Consider the following 16,251-nt stretch of genomic DNA (forward strand, 5'->3'; position numbering starts at 1 on the left):
CTTTGACCCGCATGCGCCGAAATCGGCGAATGCAGCTCAGTTTCTGAGCCTCTTTGGCCAACATTCGGCGGAAACAAAGCAAGGGCTGTCCCAGACGGTCGGTCGACTTACACCTTCCGGGACAGCCCCCCCTTACCCCCGCACCCCAAGCACGGTTTTGTTCCGCCTCCCGGACCTCCAACAGCCGCTCTAAGCCTTCGGCTTTCCGGAGCGGAAGACGAGCGAGTGGAACGCCCCGATATGCCTGAACAGCTCCCGGCCGTCCGCAGGGAGCGGCTTGTTCGGGTCGAACGACAGGTACATCGCCCGGTAAGGCTCCGGCACCCAAATATATTGGTGCACATACGGGGTCAGCGTAAACCCGCAGCGCTCCCAGAAACGGATCCGCCCTAAGTTCTCCGGCTCCGGACCGGCCTCGGCCTCGAGGATGAGGCCGTCCAGCCCCATCGCCCGGGCCTGCCGCTTGATCTCGTCCACCAGCCTCGCGCCCCATCCCCGGCGGCGCTCCGCCTTGCGGACGGCGATATAATCGATAAGCAGCGCATTTGCCTGCCGCAGCAGCCCGGTGAACGCCATCGCGACGACCTCGCCGCCTTCCACGGCGACATGCCCGTAGCCGACGCCCTTCGCGAACGAATTGGCGATAATGCGATCGGGCTTCCCGTTAGGAAAAGCCTCGTGGTACAATCGCAGCGCAGCAGGCCAATAACGGTCGTCCGGACGGTCAAACGTAATGAACTCCATGCGCTTCATCCTCCGCGTTCCGAGCAATAGAGCCGCTGCCCCACTTCCTGGGCTCGCGGCTCTCCGTGCTTTATTTGCTATGCATTTTAAATTCGAGGAACAGCTCGTTGTAGTGGGCGAGCATCTTTTTCCCCAGATTGTCGTAGACTTCGAGCTTGTCCGTCAACTCCGCGTCCGGATAGAAGCGCTTGTCGCCCGAGATGTCCTCCGGCAACAGCTTCAGCGCTTCGCTGTTGGGCGTGGAATAGCCGACGTACTCCGCGTTCTGCGCCGCATTCTCCGGGTCGAGCATGAAATTGATGAACCGGTGCGCCGCCTCCAAATTCCGGGCCGTCTTCGGAATGACCATATTGTCGAACCATAGGTTCGAGCCTTCCTTCGGCACGACGTATTCCAGCTTGTCGTTCTCGTCCAAAATTTCGGCCGCGTCACCCGACCAGACGAGACCGACCGCAGCTTCCTCGTTCGCGAGCAGCATCTTGATCTCGTCCCCGACGAGCGCCTTGACGTTCGGCGTCAGCTTGTTCAGCTTTTTCAACGCTTCCTGCAGGTGCTCCTCGTTCGTGTCGTTCAGCGAATAGCCGAGGCTGTTCAGCCCCATGCCGATCACTTCGCGGGCGCCGTCCACGAGCAAAATCTGGTTGCGCAAATCCGGCGACCAGAGGTCTTCCCAGCTCTCGAACGTCTTGCCTTTAACCAGCTCCGGGTTGTACACGATGCCGACCGTCCCCCAGAAATAAGGAACCGAGTAGACGTTGTCCGGATCGAAGCTCAGGTTCAGGAAGCGCGGATCGATGTATTTCAGGTTCGGAAGCTTCGTCTTGTCGATCGGCAGCAGCAGGTTCTCTTCCCGCATTTTGCTGATCGCATAGTCGGAAGGAACGGCCACGTCGAACGTCGTGCCGCCCTGGGCGATCTTCGTCAGCATCGCTTCGTTGGAATCGAACGTCTGGTAGATGACCTTGACGCCCGTCTCCTTCTCGAACTTCGCGATCAGATCGGGATCGATGTAATCGCCCCAGTTATAGACGGTTAGCGTATTGCCTCCGGAATAGCCCTGCTCCGAATTCAGATAAGACGTCAAATACATGAGCGCGAAGCCTGCGATCAGCACCGACGCGAACAGCCTGACGATCTGCTTCATGGCCGCGCACCCGCTTCCACGATGCGGCCGCCCCGCCGGTTAATCAGATAGTATCCGATCACAAGCGCGATCGTAAACAGGAACAGCAGCGTCGACAGCGCGTTGATGGACAGCGACACGCCCTGCCGCGCCCGCGAATAAATCTCGACGGACAGCGTGGAGAAGCCGTTGCCGGTGACGAAGAACGTGACGGCGAAATCGTCCAGCGAGTAAGTGAGCGCCATGAAGAAGCCCGCAAAAATGCCCGGCTTGATAAACGGCAGCACCACCTTCGACAGCACGTCCCATCCGTTCGCCCCCAGGTCGCGGGCGGCGTCGATCAAGGCCGGATTCATCTCCTGCAGCTTCGGCAGCACCATCAGCACGACGATCGGCACGCTGAACGCAATATGCGAGATGAGCACCGAGCCGAACCCGAGCTTCAGGCCGACGATCGTGAACAGAATGAGGAACGAAGCCCCGATGACGACGTCCGGATTGACGATCAGCACGTTGTTGAACGAGAGCAGCGCGTTTTTGGCCCGGAGGCTTCGCACCTTATGAATGGCCAGCGCCCCGACTACCCCGAGCGCCGTCGAGATGGCCGACGAGAACAGCGCGATGACGAACGTGTTCAACACGATGATGAGCAGGCGCGTATCGGAGAACACCTCTCCGTACCATTCCAGCGTAAACCCGTCGTAGCCGTGCATCGTGCCGCCGCTGTTGAACGAATAGTAGACGAGATACAGAATCGGGGCGTACAGAACGACGAACACCGCGATCAAATACAGGTTGGACCAGGCCCACTTGCCTTTGCTTGTGCGGCTCATCCTCTCGCCCCCTTTCTGCGCTGGCCGGTAACGACCATAATGACGGCCATGACGATGACGAGGAAGACGGCGATCGTCGCGCCCATTCCCCAGTCCTGCGTCACGAGAAAATGCTGCTCGATCGCGGTGCCGAGCGTGATGACCCGGTTGCCGGCAATGAGCCGCGTGATCATAAAGAGCGACAGCGCCGGAATGAAGACGGCCTGGCAGCCCGACTTGACGCCGCCGATCGTCAGCGGGAACACCACGCGGCGGAACGTCGTCCACGGAGACGCCCCCAGATCGCGCGCCGCCTGCACGAGCGACGGGTTCAGCTCCTCCAGCGAGTTGAAGACGGGGAGCAGCATGAACGGGATGAAGATGTAGACCGATACGAAAACAAAGCTGAAGTCGGTGAACAAAATTTGCTGTCTGCCGATGCCGACCGCCTCCAGGAAGGCGTTCGCGGCGCCGTATGTGCCGAAAAGGCCGATGAACGCGTACGCCTTCAGCAGCAGATTAACCCAGCTCGGCAGGATAATCAGCAGCAGCCACAGCTGCTTATGCTTCGCTCTCGTCAGCAAAAACGCCGTCGGATAAGCGATCAGCAGCGAGAAAAAGGTGATGAGCAGCGCGTACCAGAACGAGCTGAGCGTCATGCGCATGTACACCGGCGTGAAGAAATGCGCGTAGTTGCCGAGCGACCAGTTCCCTTCGATATCCTGAAAGGAATAGTAAACGATCAGCACGATCGGTGCGACGACGAACAGCGCGATCCACGCGACGTACGGGACGAGATAATAATTGCGGGCGCTAGTTCTCATCGCCCACCTCGGTGAACGCCTCGATGCGCTTGTCGAATTCTTCCTCGGTCTCCCCGAACCGCATAATATGGATCGCTTCCGGGTCGAAGTCGAGGCCGATCTCTTCGCCGACCCGAACCTTCCGGGTCGAGTGGACGAGCCAGCGGTTGCCGGATTCGTCGTGGCCCGTGATCTCGTAATGAACGCCGCGGAAAAGCTGCGAGTCGACCCGGATTTGCAGCTTGCCCGCCCCCGCCGCAGTAATCTCCAAATCCTCCGGCCGGATGACGACTTCCACCTGTTCGTTCGGATGGAAGCCCCCGTCCATGCAGTCGAACGAACGGCCCGCAAACTCGACGTAATAGTCGCGAATCATGACGCCCGGCAGGATGTTCGACTCTCCGATGAAGTCGGCCACGAACCGGTTGATCGGCTCGTCGTAAATGTCCGTCGGCGTGCCGCTCTGCTCGATGCGTCCTTTGTTGAGCACGAAGATCTCGTCCGACATCGCCAGCGCCTCCTCCTGGTCGTGGGTGACGAAGATGAACGTGATGCCGAGACGCCGCTGCAGCTCCCGCAGCTCCGACTGCATCTCCGTGCGCAGCTTCAGGTCGAGCGCGGAGAGGGGCTCGTCCAGCAGCAGCACCTCCGGCTCGTTGACGATGGCGCGGGCGATGGCGACCCGCTGGCGCTGCCCGCCCGACATCTCGCGAATCTCCCGGTTCTCGTAGCCCGTCAGATTGACGAAGCGCAGCGCTTCCTTCACCTTCTCGTCGATAACCGCCTGCTTCAGCTTTTTGACCCGAAGGCCGAAGGCGACATTCTCGTAAACGTTCAAATGGGGAAACAACGCATAATCCTGGAAAACGGTGTTCACCTGCCGCTTGTTGGCGGGCACGCCGTTGATCCGTTGGCCGTTCAGGTAAATATCGCCCTTGGACGGCTGGATGAAGCCGGCGATCAGGCGCAGGATCGTCGTCTTGCCGCAGCCCGAAGGCCCGAGCAAGGTGTAGAACTTGCCGGGCTCGATCTCGAAGCTGACGTCGCTCAGCACGGCGTCGTCTCCGTCGTACTGCATCGTCACGTTGTCGAAGCGAATAATGGGTTGACTGGTCATATCGGCCTCCAATCTTGTCCCGGGACTTCCGCCATTCGTTGCGGTGCTTCGGTCCCGCCTTGTGTTCTATCTTTTGAACGACGATTTCTTAGTGATTCCAAACGATGAAGTCGGTTTTAGTTTAAACAGAGCGCTGACAAGTTTCAACAAAATTATTAGAAAAGTCTCTCCGCTCTGCGGAAGAGAAAGCGGCCGCGGCACGCACTCTAAGATCGATTTTCGATCTTACAGCGCCACTTCCATAAGAAAGAGCCGCCTCCCCTTCGGAGCGCGGCCCTTCTTACTCTTCATATCATGTTTAACCTGCAGCTTAAGACGAGAAAGCGATCCGGTCGAAGGCCTGCTCCAAATCGGCGATCAGCTCGCCGTGATTTTCCAGGCCGACGTACAGACGCACCAGCGTCTCCTGCGCCCCTGGCCGGTAGGACGACTTCGGGTTCACGGTGACGAGGCTCTCGTAGCCTCCCCAGCTCACGCCGATGCGGAAATACTTGAGCCGCTCCGCCCATCTTCTCATAACGTCCAGCGGCAGTTCCGTCTCGAAGGAGAACAAGCTGCCGCAGCCTTTCATCTGCCGCATCGCCAGCTCGTGCTGCGGGTGCGACGGAAGCCCCGGGTGGTTGACCCGGGAGACGAGCGCGTGGGCTTCCAGCCAGCGGGCCACTTCCAGACCTTGCCCGTGGAGCTTCTCCATGCGCAGCGGCAGCGTGCGGAGCCCTCTCATCATGAGGCTCGCCGTGGCGGGCGTCATGATGCCTCCGAGGAGCATATATTCGTTTTTGACCAGCGCCTTCATCCGTTCGCGGCTGCCGATCACCGCTCCCCCCAGCGCATCGCTGTGGCCGGAGACATACTTGGTGAGCGAATGCACCACCAGATCGAAGCCGAATTCGAGCGGATTCTGGTAGCAAGGGGTCGCCCACGTATTGTCGATGATCGTCGCGATTCCTTTGCTTCTCGCAAGCTGCGCCGCCGCGCGCAAATCCTGAACCTGGAACAGCATGCTGGTCGGGCTCTCCAAATAGAGAAGCGTCGTATTGTCGCGGATCGCCGATTCGATCTGCTCCAGGCTGGAGCCTTCCACGAACGTCGTGTCGATCCGGTACTTTTTTAGATAGCTGCCCATAAATTCCTTGGCGGGTCCGTATGCCTCGTTTACGCACACGATATGATCGCCCGACCTGACGACAGAGAGAATCGCCGAGGAGATCGCGGCCATGCCCGACGCGAAGCATCGGGCCTCCTCCCCCCGCTCGATCCGGGCGAGCCGCCGCTCCAGTTCCCTTACGGTCGGATTCGTGCCTCTGCTGTAGACGCTTCTGTCCGTTTCGTTCTGCATGGCGGACAGAAAGTCGTCGTAGGAACGGAAGGTGAACAGGCTGTTCTGGTAGATCGGCTTGGTGACCGCTCCCTCGTGCCGTTCGTCGTGCGGGTCGTGCGCAACGGCGGTTTGAACGTCGAGCCATTGATCGTCGGTCATTGTCATTATCCTTTCCTCGCGCGTATGCCGTCAGGGTTCCGCATATCAACCTTTCTCGGCTCCCTGGGTCAGGCCTTGAACGATCAGCCTCTGGCATAATGCGAACAAAATCATCGTCGGGATGACCGACAGCACCGTGGCCGCGGACATCGATCCCCAATCGACGTCGAACTTCGTAATGAAGCTGTTCATCGCGACCGGAATCGTCTTCAAATGCTCGCTGTTGATGACGATGACGGAGAAGAACAGCTCGTTCCAGTTCTGAACGAAGGAGAAAATGAACGTGGCGGACAAGCCCGGCAGCATGACCGGCAGGATGACCCGGATCAAGGCGCCGAGCCTGGAGCAGCCGTCGATCTGGGCCGCTTCCTCCAGGCTGGACGGAACGCGCTGGAAAAACCCCTTCAGCATAATCGTGCTGAAAGGAATGCCCATGACGGTGTAGATCAGGATCAAGCCCTGCGTTGTGTTGACCAGATTCATTTTCGACAGCATCAGATACAACGGAGCGAACCCGATAAAGGCGGGAATGACCTGTGTCAGGAAGAAGAAAAACATAATTTGCCCGCTGCCCCGGAACTTGTGCCTCGCCAACACGTAGCTGCTCAGAGTCGCCACGGCCAGCACGATGACGGCCGCCGACAACGAGACGATTACGCTGTTGAAAATATAGACGTGAAACTTCGTAATTTTGAATATATTTTCGTAATTGGCCAGCGTGAACGTCTTCGGCCAATAATAGATCGGCAGGCTGAAAATATCTTTCTGCGGCTTTAACGAAGTGATCAGCATCCAATAGAGAGGAAACACCATCACCACGAGGTAGACCGCCATGACGAGAAGCCGGACGGCCCGCTCCGCCGCATATGCTTTGCCCCGCATCAGAAATCACCCGCCTTCTCGCGTCTCGCGGCCGCGAAATAGAACACCATGAACAAGACGAGCACGACCATCATGACGACACCGACGGCCGAAGCCTTCCCGTAGTCGCCGCCGAAGATGATCTTGTCCATCATATACGTCGCCAGAATGTGCGTGCTGCCCGCGGGACCGCCGTTCGTCATGGCATAAATCAGGTCGGGAAAGTTCATGATCCAAATAATCCGAAGAATGACCGTCGTCAGAATGGTCGGCATAATGTAAGGAATCGTAATCCGGAACAGCCGCTGGAGCCGGTTCGCCCCGTCCACTTCGGCGGCTTCGGATATTTCTTCCGGAACCGACTGCAGGGCGGCCAGCAGCATAATGGCGAAGAAGGCGATCCCGTACCAGACGTTGGCCGTAATGACCGCGAACATCCCCCACTTCGGGCTGGACAGGAAGGGGATCGGCGTGTCGATCAGCCCGATCTTGATGAGCAGGTTGTTGATGACGCCGATCTGCCCGTTGTACAGCCACCGCCAGATCAATCCGATCAGGAAGCCGGACATCGCCCACGGGAAGAAAATCATGCCCTGGTAAAACCCTCGGCCGAAGAAGCGGTTCTTGAGCAGCAGGGCTATGCCAAAGCCGAGGACGAATTGGCAGATGAGCGAGAAGAAGACCCAGTAAACGCTGTTCTTTAAAGCGGTTATAAATTGGGGATTGTCCAGAATCTCCTTGAAATTGCCGAATCCGACAAAGCGCGCGTCCGACAGATCGAACAGGGTGTAATTCTGGAAGGCCATCGTCACGCCCCGCAGCATCGGATAATACGTGAAGACAAGCACCAGAAGGACGGCGGGCGCCAGGCACCCCGCGATGAACCAGATGGCGGAACGGGAGTTGCGGGGCTTGTCTATAACGGCTGGAACGGAACGGTCGCTGCCGTTCATAGGCCATTCACCTCTGAAACTAAAATATTTGATGGGCAGGCGTCGCGCTGCCCATCAAAATAGGGTTTTCCTGTTTAGGACTGCTGTTGGGCTTTCTCTTTGTTCCAGAAGTCGCTGAACTCTTTGGCCAGGTCTTGGGCCGAAATCTTGCCGAAGATGAAGGCTTGTCCCTTCTCGATGCCGTTCTGTTTGTAGAGGGCATACCCCTTATAATTCGTGAACGGCTTGACGCCGACGTATTTGTCCGGCTCCTGGGCCATCTGAATATAAGGAGCGTAAGCGCCCGTTTTGAAAAACTCGTCTTCCGAAGCCGTCGTATGGATGGGAATGACGCCGGACGTCTTCGCGAACTTGAGGTTCTGTTCCGGCGACGAGAGGAACGAGATCAGCTTCCACGCTTCTTCCTTATGCTCCGAATAGGAGGTCATTCCCCACCCGGCGGAGCCGAGTACGAAGTGCGATACGCCTTCGGGGCCCGTCGGCAGCGGCGCGGTCGCCCACTGGCCTTCTTCCAAGCTGCTGGCGACCGTCTCGATCGTGTCCGGATCTTGAATCAGCATCGCCGTCGTTCCGCTGGTGAAGCCCTGCACCTGTTCCGAGAACGCCCAGTTGGCCGAGTCGGGAGGCGAGATTTCCTTGTAAATCTTCTTGTAAAGCTCCAACGCTTCGACCGCGCCCGGCGTCGAGAAAATATTCGAGCCGTCCTTGTTGAACACGGAATCCGAAGGATTCACGTTGGCGCCGTTGTAGTCCTGCACGATCTGCGTAATATATTGTTCGGCTCCGGAGCCGCCGCGGAACGAATAGCCGTACTTGTTCTGCGCCGGGTCCGTCAGCTTCTTGCCGACTTCGTAAAGCTCTTCCCAAGTCTTCGGGGCGCTCAGGCCCTTCGCGTCGAAGAGGTCTTTGCGGTAGAAGAGCTGCCGTTGGTAGATCCCGTAAGGAATATAGTACACGGTGTTGTCGATGTCCTTCGCCATCGTGAGCGCGCTCGCGGTCAGCGTGGAGAAGTCGGGCCAGTTCGCGGCGTACGAGTCCAGCTTCTCCAGGTAGCCGTTATTGACGAATTGCTTGACCGTCACGTCCCGAACTTCCACGACGTCCAGCGTTTGCTTGGCGCTGAACATCTGGTTGATTTTGCTGTCCGCGCTCTCCAGCGGCGGGGTGATCAGTTCTACCGTAATGCCCGGGTTCTGAGCCTCGAACTCGCCGATCGCCTGCTTGAGGAACTCGGTGCGCTTCGGGCTGGACAAGCTCTCGATCATCGTCAGCTTCACTTTCGGTTGCCCGGAACTTTCGCCGGACGCGCCGCCTTCGCTGCCGCCGTTCCCGCCGCATGCGGCCAACATGGACGCCATTACGGGAATGGATACAAGACTTGCCACTTTCGTCAACTTGCTCATGGAAAAATACGCCCCCTCGTCAATAGCTGCAAAATTGCAAAATAATGAAGCCTTTAGCCTAGCACCCTGACAACCTATTAACCTATCAACCTATCAGACAGGAAGATTGTAGCATGGAGAAGAAAAAGCTGTCAAGAAAGGATGTTACCTTTCCTGACAGCCGTTTCAATGGAAATCGCCCTTACCGCGCGGCATTGCGAATGGCCTTTTCGACCAAATCCATCATCTTATCGAACTCCTCCCGCGCTTTAACGGGGTCATGTTTTTTGATGGCTTCGGCCATCGTAAAGTGGAACTCGTACGTATCGTCGAAAATCGTCTTCTGTCCGAACGGATATTGCCAGAAGTGCTCCATCATCTCCCACATCGATCCGATGACGCCCTCCATGACGGGATTGCCCGCCGCTTTGTAAATGCACTGATGAAAATGCATGTCGAATTGGGATTTGTCGCCGCCGATGCGCTCCAGGCGCTTCATCTCGCCGAGATAATATTCCATCCGCTCGATATCCTGCGGCGTGGCGCGAACCGAGGCCAGCTCCACGCATTGCCCTTCCAGCGCCCGCCTCACCTCGCAGACGTGCAGCAGCATCTGCCGGAAATCCTCGACCTTCACTTTGGCCGACAGTCGGTACGTGCGAACGTCCTTCACGTAAATTCCTTTGCCGTTTATAATCTCGAGAATGTCCATCGCTTCGAGATAACGAAGCGCCTCCCGCATGGAGGAGCGTCCGACCTGAAGCATCTGGCACAGCTCATCTAGAGGAGGAAGCTTGTCTCCTTCCTGGAAATTGCGCTCTATAATATAAGATTTCAGTTCTTTCGCCGCTAGTTCGTGAACCAATTCCCGCTTGACCGGTTTCATACCGACCACTCGCCCTTCCACTTATTAGCTATCAGATAGGTTAAATCATAGAATTGTATGATTGCAATGTCAACCTTCCAGCTTATGGTACATAGTGGAAGGAGAGCTCGGGTTACAACGCCAGCCAAATTCCCCTTCTCCAAAAAAAAGAAACCGCCCCGAAGGACGGCCTCTCCGCTTCAAATCCGGTTTATCCGTTCTGCTCCCGAAGCGCCCGGAGTCCGAGCGCCAGCGATCCGCAAAGTCCGGCGTTGTCGCCCAATCCGGGCGGCACGATGTAGTCGTCGATGCCCTCGAGAACGGCCGCGGCGTTGACGTAACCGTTCAGATTGCGGCGCACTTCCTCCCGAATAAGCGGGAACAGCTGCAGCTGATGCATAACGCCGCCGCCGAGAATGACTTTCTTGGGCGAGAGCAGCAGAATCGTTCCGGCCACCGCTTGTCCGATGTAGAAAGCTTCCATCGCCCAGGCCGGATGATCCGGCGCGAGCTCGCTGCCCTTGACCTTCCAGCGCTTCTCGAGCGCCGGGCCCGCCGCGACGCCTTCCAGGCAGTCGCCGTGGTACGGGCAGAAGCCCTCGTACTTGTCGTCCGGATGGCGCCGCGTCAAGATATGCCCGCCTTCCGGATGAAGGAGGCCGTGCACCAGCTTGCCTTCCGCATATACGCCGACCCCGACTCCGGTGCCGATCGTGTAGTAGACGCAGCTGTCCAATCCTTTGGCCGCGCCCCAGGTCGCTTCTCCATAGGCCGCTGCGTTCACGTCGGTATCCCAGCCGAACGGCACGTCGAACGCCTTCTTCAACGTCGGCAGGAACGGGTAATTCGACCAGCCCGGCTTGGGCGTCGTCGTGACGTACCCATACTCGGGGCTCGCCGGATCGATATTGATCGGTCCGAACGTGCCGACGCCGATCGCCTCCACTTGTTTATCCTTGAAATAAGCGATAACTTGTTCCAGCGTCCGCTCCGGTTGTTCCGTCGGGAAGCTGACGCGATCCTCGATGATGCCTTCCTCGTTGCCGTAACCGCAGACGAATTTCGTTCCGCCCGCCTCAATGGCGCCAATCCGCATGATAGCTCCTCCTGCTTGTAAAAGTTCGCAATTCCTATTGTACTGTCTGTCGCGCAATAAATCTAAGCTTATGTTAGACCCGGCCGTCCGTGCACGTCTCCGCTACCCTTGAAGCCACACGTACAGCGGAACGCTCAGCACGCTGGCGGCGACCCCGGCCAGGCTCATCGCCAGCCCGCTGACGCCGGCCTGCGCCTCGGATTCCCTCGCGAGCCTGCCGGTGCCGATGCCGTGCGCCGCCGTGCCGACGGCCGCTCCGATCGCAAGATCGCTGTCGATCCGCAGCAGCTTCAGCACCGCGGGCCCGAACATGCTGCCGATCAAGCCCGTCAGCACGGTGAACACGCCCGACAGCTGCGGGTTCCCGCCCAGTTGTCGGGCAATGTCGATGGCGATGGCCGACGTGACCGATTTGGGCAGCATCGATAGCATCAGCTCCCTCGTGCCGCCCAGCAGCCAGACGACCAGCGCGGAGGCTGCCATTCCCGTGACCGAACCCGCCAAGACGCCCAAGGCAACCGCCCGCAAATGCCGGCGCATCGTCCGAACCGCTTTGTATAGCGGAACCGCCAGCGCCACCGTCGTCGGACCGAGGAACAGCGTGATAACGTCCCCGCCTTGGCGGTACTGATCGTAGGGGATATGGGCAAGCAGCAGGAAGACGATCAAGGCGCCGGTTGTCGCGAACAGCGGATGCAGCCACTTCCAGCGGCGGTTCAGGCGCAGCGCGAGCGCGTAAGCTCCGATCGTCAGCGCGATGCCGAACGCCGGCTCCCCGGGAAACGCCCGAAGCTCAGACACGATCGCCTTCCTCCTCATGCCGCGCCGCGAGCTTGCCGGTCACCCATCCCGTCACCGCTAGCACCGCCGCCGTGCTGACGAACAGGTTGGCGACGATCGGAAGCCACTGCGCCCCGATGTCCCCGAAGTAGACGATCACGCCAACGATCGTCGGGGCGAAGAAGAGCATCATATGCTTGAGCAAAAATTGCGCGGACTCCTCCAGCCAGGCGAGCTTGACCCAACCCGCCAGCAGGGAGACCGTGAGAAGCATCATCCCGAGCACGTTGCCGGGCAGCGGAACGTGCAGCAGCTTGTTGCCGGCGATGCCTAGCAAATTATATAGAAACAAAATCGCGAGTCCCCTCATCTTCCGTTCCTCCGCCCCTTCCTCCCGTTATCCCATCTTGCACGATCCGACGGGCTTGAAGAAGCCCGAACCGGCCTTTTCAACCGACCAGCTTGCAGCATCTCGGCGACCCTAACGAATCGCTGCGAGACTTGGATAAAGCGTCCGCTCGAACACTGGTCGATGCCATCATACACCATTGTCAGGCAAAGACGCTACGTCTTCTGAAGCTATATTGATCCGGGAGTCGTTGACCGGCATGGACTGAACAGCGGGGATAAGCCCGCAAATGCGCTGCCGGGGACATGCGAATATCAACAAGACGGTTTTTTCCGTCGGTAGACGTACCAGCGCAAAAAAAGAATCCCGTCCGATTCAACAACCGGTTCGGGATTCTTTATTTTAACCATTACAGCACGCGGCGTGCCGTTACGTAGTTTTTGGACCAGTAGCTCGAATTGAGATTGGAGATCGTAACGCCCTGGCTGCTGGTGGCGTGCAGGATCTTGCCGTTCCCTGCGTAGATGGCCACATGGCCGATGCCGCTGCCGCCCGACTTGAAGAATACGAGATCTCCCACGCTTAAGTAAGCCTTCGTCACTTTCTCGCCGACGGTCGCTTGCGCCGAAGCCGTGCGAGGAAGCGATATGTTCTGCTGCTTGAATACGTATTGCACGAACGAAGAGCAATCGAACGTGTCGGTGCTGCCGCTCGCCGAACCATATAGATAAGGGGTTCCGATAAACTCTTTGCCGATGGATAAAAGCTCCAGAGACTCCTCCGTTGCAGCGCTCGCTTGACCCGAATGGCCGGCCGCCATGCCGAACCATCCAACCGTCGCCAGTACGCAAATTGCCATGATTTTCAGCTTCATCTTGTTGCGGATGCCAACCATGAATCGTCTTTCCTCCCCGAACGTTGCTGTTGAGATTGGACCGTTTTCCACTGGAATCACTATAACACATTCGAAATATCCTATAATTTTCCATGGTGAAAACGAATCCAGTGCCGTCAACGCATCGCAGGGGTTTCTGAGAAATGGGTGAGAATTTCTTAATGATCGGAACTCATTTCTCTCATTAAACGTCTATAGCTGATGGCCAGGCTCTCGAACGGATCTCTGCGGCAATCGTCCTGCTCGACCACGTACCATTCCACGCCGATGTCCCGGCACGCCTGCACGATACCGGAGACGTCCATATTGCCCTCGCCGAGCTCGGCCGTCACCGCCTCGTCCCGCACGACCGCCATGTCCTTCAGATGAACGACCGCCATCCGGCCTTTCAACTTGCGCACCCAATCGGCCGCCGGGCCGCCGCCCGCTTGCGCCCAATAGACATCGAGCTCGAAGCCGAACGCAGCCGGGTCCGTCTCCTCCAGCAAATAATCCATACCGATTCTCGTCCCGTCCACTCTCGCAAATTCGAAACGGTGATTGTGATAAATAAATTGCAGACCGTTCTCCGCAAGCCGCGCGGCGATCGGGGCCATCTCCCGGACGAACGCGGCGTATCCTTCGCGGGATTCCCGGTACGACTGCGGCATCGAGCCGAGACCAACGTAACGGCAATTCCAGAGCTTATGCTCCCGAATGACCGCCTCCAAATCGTCCTGAAGCCGGTCGTACCCGACATGCGTCGCGCAAATGCCGAGTCCCGCTTCGTCCGCCAGCTCCTTCACCTGCTCCGGGGGCATTCGGCCGATGGCCGACACCTGCACGGCGGCGTAGCCGATGTCCGCGATTTTGCGCAGCGTCTCTCCCAATCGTTCGGGGCTCTGCGTGAACTCTCTTACGGTGTAAAGCTGGGCTGCGATCCGATCCTTGTTCATGGCTTCACTCGCTCCTCGTATCGTTATCCTTCCATGGGCGCGTTCTGCGCTCTGGCCTGTTCGAGCATTCGCTTGCGGTACGCTTCGGGACTCATTCCCGCCATCGCCTTGAACAGCCGGCTGAAGTGCGCCGGATGGGCGAACCCGACCTCGCGGCAGACGGACGACACCGAGCGCTCCGGCTCGAACCGGAACAAAATTTTCGCCTGATTGACTCTGCGGTTGTACAAGTATTTGAACACCGTCGTACCGGTAATTTTTTTGAACAGATTCGACAAATAGGGCTTCGTCAGATGAAGGGCGTCCGCGATGTCGTCGAGAACGATATCTTCGGCAAAATGCGCTTCCAGATAGGAGATGATTTCTTGCACAAGCTTCTCGCGGTGGGAACGGTGCCCCAGGTCGTCGACCGGCGCCGCGCACCATTCGCCGATTCGCTGAAGCAGCTCCAGGAACCGGAGCTCAAACCGTCCGACGGCCGGCGTTAACGCTTCCCGCTTCCCGTAGGATTCGTTCATCAGCGACAGAATCCGCTCCATCTCCGCCCGGTCCGCCGCCGGAAGCGGAATCCGGATATTGCGCAGCTCCTCGAACGGCTTCAGCAGCGCGGACGCCGGCTCCGGCTGCAGCAGCCGGAACAGGTAGGCGGGATCGAAATGCACGATCGACCGGACATACGGAAGATGCGGCGAAGGATTCGGACTGTGCAGCGTCATTCCGTGCATCAGAATTAAATCGCCCGGCTGAAGCGCCATCAGCTTGTCGCCGATCAAATACGTGCATTCGCCTTCCTGAAAGTAATAAATCTCATAGAAAGCGTGAGAGTGGAACGAAGATCGCTCGATCGGCGCATCGTTCCGATAAGACATCTCGATCGGCTGCTGCAATTGCAGAACGGACGGCATGGCTGGCGCTTCCCCCCGGGCCAAAGGTGGTGTTACGAGCATTGTATCATGGCCGGGCTTCGATCCGAATCGCCTTGTTCTGAGCAACGAGGCACAGTTCCGCCGCCTTGAAGGCATGTTCCTGCGTCATGGCGCGCTCCGTCCGGTTCAGACAGTCGAGAATCAGCTCGCCGAAAAACGGAAAGCCGACTTTCCCCCCAACCTCGTAATGCCGCTGGCCGTCATGGTTGACCAGATAGACGTGATCCCCTCGAGGGTCCCGCTCCACGTCGATATATTTGCGGATTTCAATGTAACCGTCGGTGCCGAGAATGAGCGTTCTTCCGTCGCCCCAGGTCGCCAGGCCGTCCGGCGTGAACCAATCGACGCGGAAATAGTTCGTCGCCCCGTTGTCCCCGAGCAGCGTCGCATCCCCGAAATCCTCGAGCTCCGGAACGTCGGGATTGGCGTAGTTGGCGACTTTGCTGTGCAGCACCTCGGCGTCCCGGCAGCCCGCGTAATAGAGAAACTGCTCGATCTGGTGGCTCCCGATGTCGCACAGAATGCCGCCGTACTTCTCCTTGCGGAAAAACCAGTCCGGCCGCGACGCCTTGTTCAGCCGGTGCGGACCGGTCCCGATCACCTGCAGGACGCGTCCGATCGCGCCTTCGCGGATCAATTGCCCCGCGTAGACGGCGCCTTCGTTGTGAAGCCGCTCGCTGTAATACACCATGTATTTGCGGCCGGTTCGGGCGACGGCCTCCTTGGCGGCCGCGAGTTGATCCAGCGTCGTGAACGGCGTTTTGTCGGTAAAATAGTCCTTGCCCGCCTCCATCGCCCGGATGCCCAGCGCAGCCCTATCGGACGGGATCGCGGCGGCCGCGACCATCGCCACTTCGCGGTCCTCGAGAATCGTCTCCAGCGAAGGAGCGGCCTGGGCCTGCGGATAAGTCCGAATAAACTGGGCGACCTTGGCCGGGTCCGGGTCGTACACCCATTTGAGCGTGCCGCCCGCTTCGAGCAGCCCGTTCGTCTGGCCGTAAATATGCCCGTGATCCAGCGCCGCCGCCGCGAAGACGAATTCGCCCGGCCGGCAGACCGGCTTCGGCTTGTTCGCCGCCGTCGGCGCGTAATGCATTCCGTCGGATCGGTTCACTTGGGCCTGACCTCCT

17 protein-coding genes are annotated in these 16,251 nt (G+C 58.6%); all 17 read right to left on the reverse strand.

Annotated elements, in window-relative coordinates:
* Nucleotides 1-189: 189 nt before the first annotated feature.
* On the reverse strand, nucleotides 190-744 hold the full coding sequence (locus G485_RS0123875; protein ID WP_027094612.1) for a GNAT family N-acetyltransferase: 555 nt from the start codon (nucleotides 742-744) through the stop codon (nucleotides 190-192).
* A 70-nt stretch (nucleotides 745-814) separates the two neighbouring features.
* Nucleotides 815-1,888, reverse strand: coding sequence for an ABC transporter substrate-binding protein (locus G485_RS0123880; RefSeq protein ID WP_027094613.1), 1,074 nt, complete (start codon nucleotides 1,886-1,888; stop codon nucleotides 815-817).
* Nucleotides 1,885-2,700, reverse strand: a complete 816-nt coding sequence (locus tag G485_RS0123885) for an ABC transporter permease (RefSeq protein WP_027094614.1) — start codon at nucleotides 2,698-2,700, stop codon at nucleotides 1,885-1,887. The genes G485_RS0123880 and G485_RS0123885 overlap by 4 nt, the downstream gene beginning before the upstream one ends.
* Nucleotides 2,697-3,503, reverse strand: coding sequence for an ABC transporter permease (locus G485_RS0123890; protein ID WP_027094615.1), 807 nt, complete (start codon nucleotides 3,501-3,503; stop codon nucleotides 2,697-2,699). Before G485_RS0123890 ends, G485_RS0123885 begins: the two co-directional genes overlap by 4 nt.
* A complete protein-coding gene (locus tag G485_RS0123895; protein WP_027094616.1) occupies nucleotides 3,493-4,599 on the reverse strand; it encodes an ABC transporter ATP-binding protein in 1,107 nt (368 codons plus the stop codon). The genes G485_RS0123890 and G485_RS0123895 overlap by 11 nt, the downstream gene beginning before the upstream one ends.
* A gap of 310 nt (nucleotides 4,600-4,909) precedes the next feature.
* A complete protein-coding gene (locus G485_RS0123900) occupies nucleotides 4,910-6,085 on the reverse strand; it encodes a trans-sulfuration enzyme family protein (RefSeq protein WP_240489263.1) in 1,176 nt (391 codons plus the stop codon).
* 39 nt (nucleotides 6,086-6,124) lie between these two features.
* Entirely contained in the window at nucleotides 6,125-6,961 is an 837-nt protein-coding gene (locus G485_RS0123905; RefSeq protein ID WP_027094618.1) for a carbohydrate ABC transporter permease, read from the reverse strand.
* Nucleotides 6,961-7,893, reverse strand: a complete 933-nt coding sequence (locus G485_RS0123910; protein ID WP_084423481.1) for a carbohydrate ABC transporter permease — start codon at nucleotides 7,891-7,893, stop codon at nucleotides 6,961-6,963. Before G485_RS0123910 ends, G485_RS0123905 begins: the two co-directional genes overlap by 1 nt.
* A 74-nt stretch (nucleotides 7,894-7,967) precedes the next feature.
* Nucleotides 7,968-9,296, reverse strand: a complete 1,329-nt coding sequence (locus G485_RS0123915; RefSeq protein ID WP_027094620.1) for an ABC transporter substrate-binding protein — start codon at nucleotides 9,294-9,296, stop codon at nucleotides 7,968-7,970.
* Nucleotides 9,297-9,477: 181 nt separating this feature from the next.
* Nucleotides 9,478-10,161, reverse strand: coding sequence for a FadR/GntR family transcriptional regulator (locus tag G485_RS0123920; protein WP_027094621.1), 684 nt, complete (start codon nucleotides 10,159-10,161; stop codon nucleotides 9,478-9,480).
* A gap of 190 nt (nucleotides 10,162-10,351) precedes the next feature.
* A complete protein-coding gene (locus tag G485_RS0123925; RefSeq protein WP_027094622.1) occupies nucleotides 10,352-11,236 on the reverse strand; it encodes an ROK family protein in 885 nt (294 codons plus the stop codon).
* Nucleotides 11,237-11,338: 102 nt separating this feature from the next.
* Nucleotides 11,339-12,037 (reverse strand): LrgB family protein, encoded by a 699-nt coding sequence (locus tag G485_RS0123930; RefSeq protein WP_027094623.1) that lies wholly within the window; start codon nucleotides 12,035-12,037, stop codon nucleotides 11,339-11,341.
* Nucleotides 12,030-12,386, reverse strand: a complete 357-nt coding sequence (locus tag G485_RS0123935) for a CidA/LrgA family protein (protein WP_027094624.1) — start codon at nucleotides 12,384-12,386, stop codon at nucleotides 12,030-12,032. Before G485_RS0123935 ends, G485_RS0123930 begins: the two co-directional genes overlap by 8 nt.
* A 388-nt stretch (nucleotides 12,387-12,774) precedes the next feature.
* Nucleotides 12,775-13,260 carry a C40 family peptidase gene (locus tag G485_RS0123940; RefSeq protein WP_027094625.1) on the reverse strand — a complete coding sequence of 162 codons (486 nt, stop codon included), beginning with the start codon at nucleotides 13,258-13,260 and terminating at the stop codon, nucleotides 12,775-12,777.
* A gap of 158 nt (nucleotides 13,261-13,418) precedes the next feature.
* On the reverse strand, nucleotides 13,419-14,195 hold the full coding sequence (locus G485_RS0123945; protein ID WP_027094626.1) for a sugar phosphate isomerase/epimerase family protein: 777 nt from the start codon (nucleotides 14,193-14,195) through the stop codon (nucleotides 13,419-13,421).
* A 23-nt stretch (nucleotides 14,196-14,218) separates the two neighbouring features.
* Nucleotides 14,219-15,100, reverse strand: coding sequence for an AraC family transcriptional regulator (locus tag G485_RS0123950; RefSeq protein WP_027094627.1), 882 nt, complete (start codon nucleotides 15,098-15,100; stop codon nucleotides 14,219-14,221).
* A gap of 46 nt (nucleotides 15,101-15,146) precedes the next feature.
* Nucleotides 15,147-16,235, reverse strand: a complete 1,089-nt coding sequence (locus G485_RS0123955) for a Gfo/Idh/MocA family protein (RefSeq protein WP_027094628.1) — start codon at nucleotides 16,233-16,235, stop codon at nucleotides 15,147-15,149.
* Nucleotides 16,236-16,251: the final 16 nt, after the last annotated feature.

Origin of the sequence: Cohnella thermotolerans DSM 17683 (assembly GCF_000429825.1) — a bacterium.
Lineage (GTDB): Bacteria > Bacillota > Bacilli > Paenibacillales > Paenibacillaceae > Cohnella > Cohnella thermotolerans.

What these genes read in the sequence shown, in the direction of transcription:
- G485_RS0123875 (WP_027094612.1), bottom strand. Translation starts at nt 744, where the DNA reads ATGGAGTTCATTACGTTTGACCGTCCGGACGACCGTTATTGGCCTGCT.
- G485_RS0123880 (WP_027094613.1), bottom strand. Translation starts at nt 1,888, where the DNA reads ATGAAGCAGATCGTCAGGCTGTTCGCGTCGGTGCTGATCGCAGGCTTC.
- G485_RS0123885 (WP_027094614.1), bottom strand. Translation starts at nt 2,700, where the DNA reads ATGAGCCGCACAAGCAAAGGCAAGTGGGCCTGGTCCAACCTGTATTTG.
- G485_RS0123890 (WP_027094615.1), bottom strand. Translation starts at nt 3,503, where the DNA reads ATGAGAACTAGCGCCCGCAATTATTATCTCGTCCCGTACGTCGCGTGG.
- G485_RS0123895 (WP_027094616.1), bottom strand. Translation starts at nt 4,599, where the DNA reads ATGACCAGTCAACCCATTATTCGCTTCGACAACGTGACGATGCAGTAC.
- G485_RS0123900 (WP_240489263.1), bottom strand. Translation starts at nt 6,085, where the DNA reads ATGACAATGACCGACGATCAATGGCTCGACGTTCAAACCGCCGTTGCG.
- G485_RS0123905 (WP_027094618.1), bottom strand. Translation starts at nt 6,961, where the DNA reads ATGCGGGGCAAAGCATATGCGGCGGAGCGGGCCGTCCGGCTTCTCGTC.
- G485_RS0123910 (WP_084423481.1), bottom strand. Translation starts at nt 7,893, where the DNA reads ATGAACGGCAGCGACCGTTCCGTTCCAGCCGTTATAGACAAGCCCCGC.
- G485_RS0123915 (WP_027094620.1), bottom strand. Translation starts at nt 9,296, where the DNA reads ATGAGCAAGTTGACGAAAGTGGCAAGTCTTGTATCCATTCCCGTAATG.
- G485_RS0123920 (WP_027094621.1), bottom strand. Translation starts at nt 10,161, where the DNA reads ATGAAACCGGTCAAGCGGGAATTGGTTCACGAACTAGCGGCGAAAGAA.
- G485_RS0123925 (WP_027094622.1), bottom strand. Translation starts at nt 11,236, where the DNA reads ATGCGGATTGGCGCCATTGAGGCGGGCGGAACGAAATTCGTCTGCGGT.
- G485_RS0123935 (WP_027094624.1), bottom strand. Translation starts at nt 12,386, where the DNA reads ATGAGGGGACTCGCGATTTTGTTTCTATATAATTTGCTAGGCATCGCC.
- G485_RS0123940 (WP_027094625.1), bottom strand. Translation starts at nt 13,260, where the DNA reads ATGGTTGGCATCCGCAACAAGATGAAGCTGAAAATCATGGCAATTTGC.
- G485_RS0123945 (WP_027094626.1), bottom strand. Translation starts at nt 14,195, where the DNA reads ATGAACAAGGATCGGATCGCAGCCCAGCTTTACACCGTAAGAGAGTTC.
- G485_RS0123950 (WP_027094627.1), bottom strand. Translation starts at nt 15,100, where the DNA reads ATGCCGTCCGTTCTGCAATTGCAGCAGCCGATCGAGATGTCTTATCGG.